Annotated in this window: 14 protein-coding genes; all 14 read right to left on the bottom strand. The window is 67.1% G+C overall.

The features are described 5' to 3' along the window. On the bottom strand, positions 1-336 hold the full coding sequence (gene nirD, locus BZG35_RS16785; protein WP_077357435.1) for a nitrite reductase small subunit NirD: 336 nt from the start codon (positions 334-336) through the stop codon (positions 1-3). Next, the gene (locus tag BZG35_RS18460) at positions 336-1,484 is read right to left on the bottom strand and encodes a (2Fe-2S)-binding protein (protein WP_371454820.1); all 1,149 of its coding nucleotides are present in this window, start codon (positions 1,482-1,484) and stop codon (positions 336-338) included. The genes nirD and BZG35_RS18460 overlap by 1 nt, the downstream gene beginning before the upstream one ends. After that, complete coding sequence (locus BZG35_RS18465; protein ID WP_371454821.1) at positions 1,454-2,824, bottom strand: NAD(P)/FAD-dependent oxidoreductase; 1,371 nt, start codon at positions 2,822-2,824, stop codon at positions 1,454-1,456. The genes BZG35_RS18460 and BZG35_RS18465 overlap by 31 nt, the downstream gene beginning before the upstream one ends. 234 nt (positions 2,825-3,058) lie before the next feature. After that, complete coding sequence (locus tag BZG35_RS16795) at positions 3,059-4,195, bottom strand: CmpA/NrtA family ABC transporter substrate-binding protein (RefSeq protein ID WP_077357437.1); 1,137 nt, start codon at positions 4,193-4,195, stop codon at positions 3,059-3,061. After that, positions 4,192-4,785: an ANTAR domain-containing response regulator gene (locus BZG35_RS16800; protein WP_077357439.1), complete on the bottom strand. Its 594-nt coding sequence runs from the start codon at positions 4,783-4,785 to the stop codon at positions 4,192-4,194. The genes BZG35_RS16795 and BZG35_RS16800 overlap by 4 nt, the downstream gene beginning before the upstream one ends. Before the next feature lie 46 nt (positions 4,786-4,831). Beyond that, positions 4,832-5,818 carry a siroheme synthase gene (locus BZG35_RS16805; protein ID WP_077357441.1) on the bottom strand — a complete coding sequence of 329 codons (987 nt, stop codon included), beginning with the start codon at positions 5,816-5,818 and terminating at the stop codon, positions 4,832-4,834. A gap of 16 nt (positions 5,819-5,834) precedes the next feature. Beyond that, positions 5,835-7,061 (bottom strand): alginate export family protein, encoded by a 1,227-nt coding sequence (locus BZG35_RS16810; protein ID WP_077357443.1) that lies wholly within the window; start codon positions 7,059-7,061, stop codon positions 5,835-5,837. Between the two features lie 56 nt (positions 7,062-7,117). Continuing rightward, positions 7,118-8,818, bottom strand: a complete 1,701-nt coding sequence (locus tag BZG35_RS16815; RefSeq protein WP_077357445.1) for an ABC transporter ATP-binding protein — start codon at positions 8,816-8,818, stop codon at positions 7,118-7,120. Then, complete coding sequence (locus BZG35_RS16820; protein ID WP_253189210.1) at positions 8,815-9,711, bottom strand: ABC transporter permease; 897 nt, start codon at positions 9,709-9,711, stop codon at positions 8,815-8,817. The genes BZG35_RS16815 and BZG35_RS16820 overlap by 4 nt, the downstream gene beginning before the upstream one ends. A 217-nt stretch (positions 9,712-9,928) precedes the next feature. Further along, on the bottom strand, positions 9,929-11,347 hold the full coding sequence (locus tag BZG35_RS16825) for a CmpA/NrtA family ABC transporter substrate-binding protein (protein WP_216351867.1): 1,419 nt from the start codon (positions 11,345-11,347) through the stop codon (positions 9,929-9,931). 308 nt (positions 11,348-11,655) lie between these two features. Continuing rightward, the gene (locus BZG35_RS18070) at positions 11,656-11,826 is read right to left on the bottom strand and encodes a hypothetical protein (RefSeq protein ID WP_171981999.1); all 171 of its coding nucleotides are present in this window, start codon (positions 11,824-11,826) and stop codon (positions 11,656-11,658) included. A 469-nt stretch (positions 11,827-12,295) separates the two neighbouring features. Further along, positions 12,296-12,601 carry a hypothetical protein gene (locus BZG35_RS16830; protein WP_077357449.1) on the bottom strand — a complete coding sequence of 102 codons (306 nt, stop codon included), beginning with the start codon at positions 12,599-12,601 and terminating at the stop codon, positions 12,296-12,298. A gap of 5 nt (positions 12,602-12,606) precedes the next feature. Continuing rightward, positions 12,607-12,819: a hypothetical protein gene (locus BZG35_RS17785; RefSeq protein ID WP_150126083.1), complete on the bottom strand. Its 213-nt coding sequence runs from the start codon at positions 12,817-12,819 to the stop codon at positions 12,607-12,609. Between the two features lie 371 nt (positions 12,820-13,190). Beyond that, positions 13,191-13,694 carry a hypothetical protein gene (locus BZG35_RS16840; protein ID WP_077357454.1) on the bottom strand — a complete coding sequence of 168 codons (504 nt, stop codon included), beginning with the start codon at positions 13,692-13,694 and terminating at the stop codon, positions 13,191-13,193. Positions 13,695-13,777 lie beyond the last annotated feature (83 nt).

Here is a 13,777-nt window from a genome sequence, read left to right on the forward strand (position 1 = left end):
TCAGGCCGAGATCAGGAGCGGGGGCGCGATCAGGATGCGGCCATCCTCGAGCCGGACCGGGATCGTCGGGGTGCAGCCGCTGTCGTGCCCCTGCGCCTGCCCGGTCTCCAGGGCGATGGTCCAGTTGTGCAGCGGACAGGCGACGCTGTGGCCGTGAACGATCCCCTGGCTCAGCGGGCCGCCCCTGTGCGGGCAGCGGTTGACTAGGGCGAAGACCGCGTCGTCTCCCGTGCGGAAGACGGCGATCTCCTCACCGCCTTCGATGACGACGGTCCGGGCGCCGCGCTGGGGAATGTCCTCGACCCGGCCGACGTCGATCCAGCGATCGGCGGCCATCACGCGGTCTCCGTCAGGCTGAGTGGCTGGTGCTGCTCGCTGTCGGCGCCGTTGGCCCGCGCCGCCCACGGATCGTCCTGGCTGAAGCTCTGGGAATGGTGGAAGCGCGCGGCCAGGGCGTCGCGGCCCTCGGCGTCGTCGACGATCCGCGTCTTGATCCTTTCCAGCCCGACCCGTTCGATCCACGGCGCGGTGCGTTCCAGATACCGGGCTTCCTCGCGGTACAGCTGGATGAAGGCGGCGCAGAAATGCATCGCCTCTGCCTCGGTCGTGACCTTGCACAACAGGTCCGTGACGCGGACCTTGATGCCGCCGTTGCCGCCGACGTGGAGTTCGTAGCCGCTGTCGACGCAGATGACGCCGAAATCCTTGATCGTCGCCTCGGCGCAGTTGCGGGGGCAACCCGACACCGCGATCTTGAACTTGTGCGGCATCCAGCTGCCCCAGGTCATCCGCTCGGTCTGGATCCCCAGACCGGTCGAGTCCTGGGTCCCGAACCGGCACCAGTCCGAGCCGACGCAGGTCTTCACCGTCCTCAGAGACTTGCCATAGGCGTGGCCCGAGACCATTCCGGCGGCGTTCAGATCGGCCCAGACGGCCGGCAGGTCTTCCTTCCTGATGCCGAAGATATCCAGCCGCTGGCCGCCCGTGACCTTGACCAGGGGGGCGTCGTATTTCTCGACCACATCGGCGATGGCGCGCAGTTCGCGGGGATTGGTGACCCCGCCCCACATTCGCGGCACGACCGAATAGGTGCCGTCCTTCTGGATGTTGGCGTGCATCCGCTCATTGACGAACCGGCTCTGCTGGTCGTCCACATACTCGCCCGGCAGGGCGCACAGCAGATAGTAGTTCAGCGCCGGCCGGCACGAGGAACAGCCGTCGGGGGTGGACCAGTGCAGCCTCTGCATTACCTCGGGGATCGAGCGCATGCCCTGGGCCATGATCTCGCGGCGCACGTCGTCGTGGCCGAAGCTGGTGCATTTGCAGACTGTCTTGACGGCCCGCTCGCCGCCGTAGTCGTCGCCGAGGGTCACAGCCAGCAGACTCTCGACCAGGCCGGTGCAGGATCCGCAGCTGGCCGAGGCCTTGCAGCCCGCGCGCACGGCGTCCAGCGTCACCGCTCCGCCCGTGATCGCCGCGACCACCGCGCCTTTGGAAACGCCGTTACAGCCGCAGATCTCGGCCTCGTCCGAGAGGGCCGCAACGGCCGCGTTAGGGTCCCCCGGCCCCCTCCGAGGGCGAAGGCCTGACCAAAGATCAGCAGGTCGCGGAGGGACGAGATGTCCTCGCCCCGTTTCATCAGGTCGAAATACCACCCGCCGTCGCCGGTATCGCCGTACAGGACCGCGCCGACGATCCGGTCGTCCCGGACGATCACCCGCTTGTAGACGCCACGCGAGGCGTCCCGCAGCACGATGTCCTCCGCCCCCTCCCCGCCCGAGAAATCCCCGGCGGAAAAGACGTCGATTCCGGACACCTTCAGCTTGGTTGAGGTCACCGAGCCGCGATAGCCCGTGTGCCGCTCGGTCAGGCCGTCGGCCAGGGCCCGACACATGTCCCACAGCGGCGCGACCAGGCCATAGACCTGGCCGTCGTGTTCGACGCATTCCCCGACCGCCAGCACCGACGGGTCGGACGTGACCATGTGGTCGTCGACATGGATGCCGCGCCCCACCGCCAGACCCGCCTCCCGCGCCAGCCGCACGCTGGGCCGGATGCCGACGGCCATGACGACCAGGGACGCCGGGATCAGCCGCCCGTCCTTCAGCCGCACGCCTTCGACCCAAGTCTCGCCGACGATCTCGGCGGTGTCGGCGGCCGTCAGGATGGTCTGGCCCCGCGCCTCCAGCGCCGACTTCAGCAGCCAGCCCGCCGCCTCGTCCAGCTGCCGCTCCATCAGGGTCGGCATCAGGTGGAGCACCGTGACCTTCATGCCGCGCAGGCTGAGCCCGTGGGCCGCTTCAAGCCCCAGCAGCCCCCCGCCGATGACGACCGCATCGCCGCCGCCGTCGGCCGCCGCGATCATCCGATCGACATCGGCCATGTCGCGAAAGCTGATGACGCCCTCCAGGGCGTGGCCGGGCACCGGGATGATGAAGGGGTCCGACCCCGTCGCGATCAGCAATCGATCGTAGCTCACCACCCGGCCGGACCGGGCGGTCACGGTCTTTGCGATCCGGTCGATGGCTTCGACGGGGTCGGAGACGATCAGGTCGATGGCGTTGTCGTCGTACCAGGGCCGGTCGTTGATGACGATCTGGTCAAAGGTCTTTTCGCCCGCCAGGACCGGCGACAGCATGATCCGGTTGTAGTTCACATGTGGCTCGGCCCCGAAGATCGTGACGCGATACCGTCCGGCGTCGCGCGCCAGCAGCTCCTCCACGGCCCGGCATCCGGCCATGCCGTTGCCGATCACGACCAGATGCTCCCGGGCTTCCAGGGGGATGAGCGCCGGGCGCTCCAGGGTCTTCGCAAAACCGTCCATTCCGAGGCCCCAAAACGAAAAAAGCCGCCATGCAGTCGCTGGTTTCCCAGCGGCTGCATGGCGGCTTTGCCAATCCCGATCACCGGGGCGCTGATCGAGAGCCGACGGTGCGAAGTCGGACGATCCAGCGATGGATCATCCAGAATACTGCGGGGCATCCTTGCCCCGGAGTTCGAAAGTGACTCGTTTCATCCCCTGCGGCAAGCGCTTATCGTGCAGCGCAGCAAAGCCCGTTCAGGCCGGCGGGCCCTTGAACGATTGCACATAGGCCGCGACCCCGGCCGGATCGAAGGGTCTGTCGTCAAAGAAGCCCTCGACCGGCCGCGCCCGCGCCGTCCCGGTCAGGGCCCTTCCATACAGGTCGGGTCTGAACACCGCCGCCGCGGCGGCCTGGGCCGCGTCGGACGCCTCGACCATCCCCCATCTGACGAACTGCGAATAGATCCACAGACCGTGATCCCCGGAGGGTGCGTTCGCGGCCTCGCGGTGCAGCATCAGAAAATCGGGCTCCGACACGGCCGGCTCGCCGCGTCCCAGCGCGAGCCGTCCGGACAAGCATGGTACGATCACCTCGACCGGCTGGTTCACATAGTCAGGCGCGGCCAGCATCTCCGCCAGCGCCGTGTGGTTTTCCGGCGCGTCGCACCAGGCCGCAGACCGGTCCAGCGCGACCAGCAGGGCGTCCAGGGTCTCGGGATGGGTCTCGGCCCAGTCGGCGCGGGTCGCCAGCACCTTCTCCACGCCGCGCCGCCAAAGCCGCGATCCGAAGGCCACGATCTGCCCCAGGCCTTCGGACACCGCCACGCTGCTCCACGGCTCGCCCGCCATGAAGCCGTCGATCTCGCCCGTCCGCAAAGCCTCCACCATCAGGGAAGGCGGCAGCACGCGCAGCGTCAGGTCCCGATCGGGATCGACGCCCGCGAACCCCAGCCAGTAGCGCAGCATCAGGGCATGGGTCGAGAACCGGTGCACCACGCCGATGATCGGCTTCCTGTGGTGCATGCCGATGGCCGAGGCGAAATCATGGGCGGTCGCCACGGGGTCCTCGACCCGATGGGTCAGCACCGGGTCCAGTGCGGCCGCGAACGCGGTCGACAGGGTCAGGGCGTTGCCGTTCAGATTCAAACGGAAGGGTGCCACCAGAGGCGCGGGCTGCTGGCTTAGGCCCAGGGTCACGGCGACGGCCAGGGGCGCCAGCATATGAGCGGCTTGAACCTGGCCATAGACCAGCCGGTCTCGCACGGTCGCCCACGACGTGCTCCGGACCAGGGTCAGGTCCAGCCCGGCCTTGGCGGCGAACCCCTGTTCCCGGGCCGCGACCAGGACGGCGCTGTCGGTCAGGGGCAGGAAGGCGATGGAAATAGGGATCATCGGGGGCCTCCCTTGGGCGGGTCCAGGAGGGCATGGGCCGTAATCAACGCCTCGGCCACCTTCACAATGCGACGGCTCTGATTCATGGCGGTGGAACGCAAAAGCGCGTGGGCCTCGGGCTCGGACAGTCCACGGCCCTGCATCAGTATGGCCTTGGCCCGCTCCAGCGTCTTGCGATCGGCTAGGGCGGTGACGGCCTCGTCCCGCTCGATCTTCAGGGCGTTGAAGGCGTTGAACCGGCGGATCGCCAATTCCAGGATCGGCCTGACCCTTTCCTTCCTCAGTCCATCGACGACATAGGCCGACACGCCCGCGTCGATGGCGGCCCCGATCATCGCATCGTCGGACCGGTCGACGAACATGGCGATCGGGCGGGCCAGGGCGCGGCTGACGGTCAGCATTTCCTCGAGGGCGTCGCGGCTGGGGTCGCCCAGGTCCATCAGCACGATGTCCGGCGCCATCCGTTCCAGCCGGGCGACGAAACCGCCGTGGGGAGCGACGACCTCGATGTCGGTATAGCCGGCCTCGGCCAGTCCCTCTTTCAGGATGGCCGCACGCAATCCACTGTCGTCGACGATCGCGATACGCAATTGTGAGGGTCCCCGGACAAACTTAACCGCGCCCTTCACAAAGAGTCTAGGCGCGCAGGGCTCCGGCGACGACGGGCACGACAAAGACTTCGACCCCTGTGTCATTCAGGGCGGCCCGCTCCCGCGCCGGCCGCCCGGACGCCTCGGGATCGCCGGCATGGAGCCGCACGACCCGCTCGCCGTGGGCCAGGTGTCCGGCGATCAGGTCGCGGACCTGCGACGCGGTCATCGTGTCCACATCCCGCCGGGTCGCGTCGCGCCTCGCCCGCGCCAGGACCCCCACCGGAACCTCGGCGTCATGCAGGATCACATCGGCGTCCTGCATGATCCGCAGCGCCCTCAGCGTCAGTAGCTCGGGATCGCCCGGGCCCGACCCCAGAAAATATAGCACGCCGGGCTCCGGCGCCGCCGCATCCAGCAGACGGATCATCTCGTCATGGGCTGCGTCCATCCGGCCCTGCGCGACCATGTCCGCCGCCGCCCCGCGAAACGCCCGCTCCCAGAACCGGCGCCGCGCCAGGAAGTCCGGGACGCTGGCCTTGACCCGGTCCCGGATCTGTCCCGCGAGAGCGGCCAGAGGCCCCAGCGCCTCGGGCAGGACACCCTCGATCCGGCTGCGCACATCGCGGGCCAGGATCGGCGCCGCGCCGCCGGTCGCGATGCCGATCACGACGTGGTCCCGATCGATCAGGGCGGGTGTCTGGAAATCGCTCAGCGCCGGTCGATCGACCACATTGACCTGGGCACCCGCCGCCCGCGCCAACCCGGCGACCGACACAGCCTCGGCCTCGTCGTCCAGAGCCACGAAGATCAGCCGCGCGCCGGTGAGGTCGGCCGGTGTCGGGGTCCGTATGACCGGAACGGGTCCCCCGGCCGACCAGCGGTCGGGGTCCGGCGCACCGCCCGGCGCGAACCAGACCAGATCAGCGGGCGAGCCGATGAACAGCCGAAGCTTGGCCAGCGCCGCCTCACCCCCGCCGATCACTACGACCCGCGCGCCTTGCAGCGAGATGCCGGCGAGAAAGACGCGCATCAGCCGACCCGCCGCATCACAGCGCCCATTCCAGCTGAAGCCAGACTTTCCGGATGTCGGCCGAATAGCCGTCAGCCTGATAGCTGGCGTATTTGGCGACGACGCCGAACCTGCCGGGTTTGAAGCCGATCTGGGCGTCCCATTCGGTTCCGTAGTCGCTGCCGCCGACGTCGCTGGAAAAGTCATGGTAGCTGATCTGGGCGCTCATCCCGGGCAGGCCGGTTACCGACGGGAACCGCCGGCCGACGCCGACGTAGGCATCCCGCAGCCCCTGCGCCGGGGTGGTCAGGAAGACGTCCGCCCAGCCATTGAACTTGTGCAGGGTCGCCAGCGGCGTCTGGAAGCCGTGACCGTTGTCGGCCCCGAGCTGCTCATAGCCCGCATTGACCGTGAACCCGGCGACCGCCGTGCCCAGGTCGAGCGCCAGATAGTCGGCGGCGTAGTTTCCGGGATTGGACCCCGCGTACGTCTGGCGCGCATAGCTGGCCGCCACCGTGATCGGGACATGGCCGGACAGGGGGATGGCTCCGGTCGCCCGCAGACCGAAGGTGTCGCTGGAATTGCCGAACTGGATCGTCTCTTCGAAGTCCAGCAGATAGCCGAAGGCCTTCAGCGTGACCGGCCCCGCCACCACCCCGGCGCCGAGCAGGACGAAGTCGCCGTCGAAGCGCTCGCGCGGCCCGGCGTCGACGCCGAAGACCGTGCGTTGGTTGTTGCTGTAGGCCAGGTCCAGCTTGACCCGCCCCAGGGTGCCCTCGGCCCGGACCGCGTCAAAGGTCTGTTCGCTCTGACGCCAGCCGACCGAGCCGACGAACCTCTGGTCGTCCAGATTGATCCGCTGGCGGCCCAAGGTGACGGTCAGGGGCGCGGTCCTGTACTGGATCTGAACCCGGTTCAGCTCCAGGTTCGCCGGGTCGGCGATGGTCGCGAACGGCTCCATGCCATTGCCCGCGTTGGTGTCGTTATAGTCGTCGGCCAGCGCCAGCACGCCCTCCGCCTCGGCCAGCATGGACCAGACACCCTGCCTCGCCTCGAACCCGAACCGCAGCCGCGCGGTGACGGCGTCCGCGTCGGTGAGCGGCGCGTCACGGTCCACGCCTTCGTAACGGACCCGCGCCTCGGCGATCGGCTTGATCCCGTCCCCGGCCGGCGCGGGCGGCGCGGGCGGCGCGGTCTGGGCCAGAGCGGGCGTTGACAGAACGGCGAGCATGGCTCCGCCGAGGACGAGTTCGATCGTCTTCATGGTATCCCCCATGGATCTGAAAAAAGCGGTCAGTCGCCTTGGTCGGGAGAGGCCGATCAGGCAGCGTCGGCGTGCGCGCCGTGTTCGTAGTCCGACAGGAACTTCAGGACCTCCTCGCGGTACGCATAGAACTGCGGGTGGCTCAGCAGGGACCGCCTGTCGCGCGGACGCGGCAGATCGACCTGCAGAATCTTGCCGATGGTGGCGTTGGGGCCGTTGGTCATCATCACCACCCGGTCGGCCAGCAGAATGGCTTCGTCGACGTCATGGGTGACCATGACGGTGGTGACCTTGGTGCGGTTCCAGACCTCGACCAGAACGTCCTGCAGGTCCCAGCGCGTCAGGCTGTCCAGCATCCCGAACGGTTCGTCCAGCAGCAGCAGGCGCGGCGACAGGGCGAAGGCGCGGGCGATGCCGACCCTCTGCCTCATGCCGTTCGACATGTCGGCCGCCATCCTGTTCATGGCGTCGCCCAGCCCCACCCGCTCCAGATAATAGGCGACGATGTCGGCCCGTTCGGCGCGCGTCGCGTGCGGATAGACCCGCTCGACGCCCAGGGAGACGTTCTGGCGCGCGGTCAGCCACGGCATCAGCGACGGCGACTGGAACACCACCGCCTTGTCGGGGCCCGCGATCTCGATCTCGCGCCCGTTCAGCACGATGCCGCCGTCGGTGATGGGGTTGAGCCCCGCCGCCATGGTCAGCACCGTCGACTTGCCGCAGCCCGAATGTCCGATCAGCGAGATGAACTCACCCCGGTCCATCAACAGATTGACGTCCTCGACGACGGTCAGCGGCCCCTTGGGCGTCGGATAGACCTTGGACAGGTTATAGAACTCGAGATAACGCCGGTTGATCGGGCTGTAGGCCACGTCCTGATAGGCCTTGGGCGGGGCCAGCAGGTCCAGCGGCACCACGCTCGGCAGGTCGATCACGTTCGACGGCGCGGCCTCCTTCACCCCGCCCGCGAGCCGGCCCAGGTAGCCGACGATCTCGTTGCGCAGCGTCTTGTAGCCGTCGTCGTGGTTCAAGTCCGTGCGGATGCGCGGCCGGGCGATGGCGACATCGAAGATCCGGCCGATATGGGCCCCCGGGGCAGGGGTCAGGACCGCGATCCGGTCGGCCAGCAGCAGGGCCTCATCGACGTCGTTGGTGACCAGGAAGATGGTGCGTTTTTCCTGGCTTCGGATACGCTCGATCTCGTCCTGGAGCTTGGCCCGCGTCAGGGCGTCCAGCGCCGACAGGGGCTCGTCCAGCAACAGGATCTCGGGCTTCGTCGCCAGCGCCCGCGCCACGGCCACCCGCTGGCGCATTCCGCCCGACAGCTGGCCGGGTTTGCGGTCCAGCGCATGACCCAAACCGACCAGGGTCACGGTCGACCGCACCAGCGCCGCCCGCTCGGCCTTCGACATCGTCAGATGGACCGCGTCCACCGCCAGGCGCACGTTCTGTTCGACCGTCAGCCAGGGGAGAAGCGAATAGCTCTGGAACACCACGCCCCGGTCCGGCCCGGGGCCAGTGCATGGCCGACCCTTGATCAGAACCTCGCCCTGGTCCGGCTGAATCAGCCCGGCAATGGTCGAGACCAGGGTGGTCTTTCCCGCGCCCGAGAAGCCCAGGACCGCGACGAACTCGCCCTCCTCGACCTCCAGATCGACGCCGGCCAGCACCGTTGTCCGTTCGCCGTTCGCACCGTCATAGGACTTGGTCAGGCCCCTCAAGGACAGGATCGGGGGCACCGAGGTCACGGGACTCATGTCTCGTGGTTCCGCGAGGCCAGGGACTGCAGCGCCATCATCAGACGGTCCAGCAGAAAGCCGATCACGCCGATGACGATGACCGCGAACATGATCCGCGCCAGGGACTGTTCACTGCCGTTCTGGAACTCGTCCCAGACGAACTTTCCCAGACCCGGGTTCTGGGCCAGCATCTCGGCCGCGATCAGCACCATCCAGCCCACACCCAGGGACAGCCGCATCCCGGTGAAGATATAGGGCAGGGCCGAGGGCAGGATCAGTCGCCGCAGCCGCGCGAACGGCGTGAGCCTCAGCACCCGGCCGACATTCAGCAGGTCCTTGTCGATCGAGGCCGCGCCCACCGCCGTATTGATCAGCGTCGGCCACAGGGAGCACAGCATCACCACAACGGCCGAGATGACGAAGCTCTTGGGCAGCATCGGGTCGGGGCTGGTCATCGTCGCCGACACCACCATGGTCACGATCGGCAGCCAGGCCAACGGACTGATCGGCTTGAAGATCTGCACCAGGGGATTGAAGGCAGCGTTGAACCCTTTCGACAAACCACAGACCAGCCCCAGCGGCACGGCCACCAGAGAGGCCAGGCCGAAGCCGAAGGCGACGGTGAACAATGAGGTGAAGATCTGATCGATGAAGCTGGGCGAGCCCGAATATCGGAAATCCTGCGCTTCGCCCCCCCGCCCGGCCGTCTCCAGCGCGGCATTGCGCGCCGCCTGGGCGGCATAGAAGGCGGCTTTTTCGGACTGTGCCGCCTGCCATTCCTCCGCCAAGGACACCCCCTGGGCGGCCACCGCGACCGGTCCCGGCAGGGCTCCGAGCGACGTTTTGGCCATCGGCGCGGTCAGCGCCCACACCAGGATGAAGACCACGATCCCCACCATCGGCAGGATCACGGCCCGGACCCTAGGCCCGACCGCCGCGAAGCCCGAAACCAGGCCGGGGCCTGCCGACGGGTCGTCTTCGGATCGCGGGGACGTCCTCGCCGATCCCGGGGATCGCCCCTCGCCGCCCCGCCCCTCAAGTCTGAACGGCGGGCTGCGTTCGATCCCGATCGATCCGTCTGCGGACTTGATCTGATTCATCGTCATCTCCCCTTGCCCTGGCAACCGGTCAGGCTGCCGAAACGCCGGCGGCGGTGACCGCCTGGCCCGACTTCAGGCCGATCGCGAACCGCGCCAGATAGGCGTTGGGCGCCCGACCGTCGTAGGCGACGCCGTCGATGAAGCCCGTCTGCACGCCCTTGAAGCCATCGGTCGTCGGCACCGACGCCGCCGGGATGGTGCCCTGCTCCACCAGTGAATTCGCCGCCGCGGTATAGAGGTCGGCCCGGTACACGGCCCTGGCCGTATCGATATACCACTGGTCGGGGTGATCTTCGGCGATCTGTCCCCATCGCCGCATCTGGGTGAGGGTCCAGACCGCATCGGACGCATAGGGATAGCCCGCGAAATCGCGGAAGAAGATGTTGAAATCGGGGGCCGGCCGGGTGTCTCCGGGGGCATAGGTGAACTGGCCGGTCATGGAGGCCGCGATCACATCGGCATCGGCACCGACATAGTTGGGCCGCGCCAGAATCTGCACCGCCTCGGCCCGGTTGGCGCCGTCATCGGCATCGAGCCACTGCTGCGCCTTGATTATGGCCCGGATCAGGGCGGTGGTGGTCGCCGGATATTGCGCGGCGAACGCCCTGGTCATGCCCAGCACCTTCTCCGGGTTCCGCGCCCAGATGTCGTGATCGGTAATGATCGGCACGCCGATCTTCTTCTTGACGGCTGCCTGGTTCCACGGCTCGCCGACGCAATAGCCCTCGATGGTTCCGGCCTCCAGCGTCGCGGGCATCTGCGGCGGCGGCGTCACCGACAGCTGGATGTCCGCCCCCGTCGTGCCTCCGACATCGCCCGGCAGGTAGAATCCCGGATGTATTCCCCCCGCCGCCAGCCAGTAGCGAAGCTCGTAGTTGTGGGTCGAGACCGGGAAAACCATGCCGAACTTCAGCGGCTTGCCTTCGGATCTGAAACGATCGACCACGGGCCGCAGAACCGAGGCCGAGATCGGATGCGCCGGCGTGCCATCCGTCCCCTTGGGCAAGGACGGTTCGATCTGCGCCCAGATACGGTTCGAAACGGTGATGGCGTTGCCGTTGAGGTCCAGCGACAGCGGCGCGATCAGCTCCGCCTTCGTTCCCAGGCCGACGGTCGCCGCGATGGGTTGGCCGGCCAGCATATGCGCCGCGTCCAGCTGCCCCCCGATGACCCCGTCCAGCAGCACCTTCCAGTTGGCCTGGGGCTCCAGGGCGACGTTGAGGCCCTCTTCCGCGAAGAAACCCTTCTCCTTGGCCACGGCCAGGGGGGCCATGTCGGTCAGTTTGACGAACCCCAGCTTGAGGCTGGCCTTCTCGACAGCCCCCAAGGCGACGGGCGCGGCCCCGGCCGCCGGCTTTCTGTCCCCGCAGCCCGCGAGAATGGCCGTCGCGCCCGAGGCGATCAGCAACGAACCGCCGGCCATCAGAAACTTGCGTTTGTCGATCATCGTCGTCCCCAGTCGTTCAAAATCTGGCGGTCAGAAACAGGGCACCAAGGCGGGCAGATCGCGGACGCAGAAAATCCGCCTCGGCGCGGCTCGTGTCAGAGCACCCCAGGCGGCCACATTGCCGATATCTGCTGAAACTGCGGAGCGTCTCCCACCGTTGGGGACGGACCTTTGAGCGCCGCATTGTGACGCGCCACCCACCATTGGTTACACGGAATGTTGCATCGCACAAGTGGCGGCGCAAACTTCGCGGTTCAGGCCTCTGATGGCTGATGAGGCGTGCGGCGCAGGGCCTCCCGGCCAGAGGGTCAGCGGAAGGCCAGCCCCCCGGCCAGTCGGGCCAGAGCCATGATGACGACGGCGCTGAGTTTGCTCTTCCACAGATAGACGATGGCCAGGGCCCCGGCGAGATCGCTGAACCCCTGGAGCCCTTCACGCCAGGCCTGATCGTGCGGGGGAGGCCAGCAGCACCCCGTCAACGTCCAGGATCGCGACGGTTAGTTCCAGAGTGCCCGCGCCAGCGACCGTCCGGGCCGCGCCGGCCATCCTTCTTCGTGGGGAGCTTGGATTTTCATGCTGGGTGTCTATCGCCCCGACGCTCGAGGCTTGTTGAGGCAGATCAACGACGACGCCAACACGACCGCTGCAAGGGTTGCAGGCTCCCCGCCCAAGTGCAGGCCTTGCCGACCGCCGAGATGAGTCAGACCTGCGCACCCCTTGGCTGATCGGCCCCCTGCCCGAAAGCGGACTTTGCTAACCGCCGCCCTGAGTCAGGATCGGGTCTCGAGACCAACACCCGGAAGGTCTGCTTTGGGTCGAGATCGGTCATGGCCAAGCGGGCGGAAAGCGGACATTCGCTGCGTTGTCGGGAAGCCGGCATCGCGACGGTCTAGCTGAGGAATGCCGGTTGGAGATGGACACCTCGTCCGGCCGACCTAGCCGCGTGTCCTAGTGCAGGCTCTCGCTCGCATCACCGTTGGCCCTCAGCTGCATGGCTATGTCTGCGAACGTCGTCCGAACCAGTTCTTCGACCTCTTCCGGGGGAAGTTCCGGGTATGCAGACGGTGCGACTTGTATGAAGGCGGAATGGAAGAGGTCCATGACCTGTTGGTCGCTGAGGTCAGACCACTCGCCCTTGCGCTCGCTCATAAGTCGAGCCATGACCACGCCGGCCAGACCAAGCAGCCTGCCCATCTGCCCTTGCAGGATCTCCCAGAACGCCTCTAGGTCTTCGACGGTCGCGGTCTTAGACACGACGGTCAGCCCAGCGCTTTGCTTTCCGAGAACGCCCTCATCAACTCTTGGCAGAAGTTAGCAGACCGGCTCTGATCGGCGCGACCTCGCTGGTAGGCGGCTTTTAGGTAGGCCAACAGCGCGTCCGGAGTCTGACAGGGTTCTGGCTCGAAGGTCTGGCGCACGCCGCGGATCTGCGCCAGCGACAGATGACGCTCGCAGGGGCCGACTGTAGTCATGATATGGGCCGTGCCCTCGACCGCAGCCTGGGCATTGGCCCGATCCGTGGCCTGGCCCGCCGGGGCTTGGGCAGTAGCAGGCGCTAACTGGGCCGGAACTGATTGGAGCAAAGCTGCAAGCAGGAGGGCTGACGCAAGCATCGGAAAGCTCCGGTTCTACAAACCTGGGACCGTGAAACGCAGGTCTTGGAAGAGCAAGGTCCCGGCGTGCTACGGCCTCGGCAGCCTGACCCTTAGGAAGTTTGCGGTTCCGTGTGAGCCGAGGCTGCCGTCCGTCGCACGGGGGGCGTGCACCGGTCCCTCAATCTGACTTCCACTACTGCGTTCGCCAAGCCTCAAAAATGCGTCAGATAGGGGCGGCTGAACCGCATTCACCGGATCGGCGTCTCGGCGATGACGGCTTCAAAGTCCTGGTCGACATAAGGTCCCAAATAGGAACGAACCGGCTCGGAAAAGCACTCCACCCACGGCTGAAACCTGACGTGGTACATCCAGAAGCTCTGGCCCTCGCGGGTGGAGATGAAGGTCTTCAGCGCGACAAGCTCAGGCAGTGTGAACCTCTGCGCAATCGGTTCGGCCAGGCATGCGATCGCCTGATCAATAATGATCTCCGACCCAACCTTTGCCCGCTCGCCCAAGCGTTCAGACAAGCGGTAATCGCGGTCATAGGCCTGGGCATCGCGTGCCGTCAGCACTTCGCCGGCCAGACGAGCAGCCGCGATGCTGATGCCATAGGAGTTTTCGCTGACATAGGGTTCGCGGCCGAACAGGTCCTGAGCTGCGGCGCGACGCTCCGGACCGGGGTCGTCGGGCAATGCGGGCGGGATAGATAGAGCCTGCATGGATAGGAACAGGGTGAGGCTGAGCCAAATCATGTGCGGTCGATCTGTTGCAGGGTTCCGTCGGTCAGCGCTCGCTGCATCACCTTGGGCTCAGGCCACGGGGCGCGCATCCAGAC

The sequence above is a fragment of the Brevundimonas sp. LM2 genome (assembly GCF_002002865.1).
In the GTDB taxonomy this organism is placed as follows: Bacteria; Pseudomonadota; Alphaproteobacteria; order Caulobacterales; family Caulobacteraceae; genus Brevundimonas.

Coding starts and splice junctions, on each gene's coding strand:
- BZG35_RS18465 (WP_371454821.1), bottom strand. CDS start 2,824: ATGGACGGTTTTGCGAAGACCCTGGAGCGCCCGGCGCTCATCCCCCTG.
- BZG35_RS16825 (WP_216351867.1), bottom strand. CDS start 11,347: ATGATCGACAAACGCAAGTTTCTGATGGCCGGCGGTTCGTTGCTGATC.
- BZG35_RS16815 (WP_077357445.1), bottom strand. CDS start 8,818: ATGAGTCCCGTGACCTCGGTGCCCCCGATCCTGTCCTTGAGGGGCCTG.
- BZG35_RS17785 (WP_150126083.1), bottom strand. CDS start 12,819: ATGACTACAGTCGGCCCCTGCGAGCGTCATCTGTCGCTGGCGCAGATC.
- nirD (WP_077357435.1), bottom strand. CDS start 336: ATGGCCGCCGATCGCTGGATCGACGTCGGCCGGGTCGAGGACATTCCC.
- BZG35_RS16805 (WP_077357441.1), bottom strand. CDS start 5,818: ATGCGCGTCTTTCTCGCCGGCATCTCGCTGCAAGGCGCGCGGGTCGTA.
- BZG35_RS16840 (WP_077357454.1), bottom strand. CDS start 13,694: ATGATTTGGCTCAGCCTCACCCTGTTCCTATCCATGCAGGCTCTATCT.
- BZG35_RS16795 (WP_077357437.1), bottom strand. CDS start 4,195: ATGATCCCTATTTCCATCGCCTTCCTGCCCCTGACCGACAGCGCCGTC.
- BZG35_RS16810 (WP_077357443.1), bottom strand. CDS start 7,061: ATGAAGACGATCGAACTCGTCCTCGGCGGAGCCATGCTCGCCGTTCTG.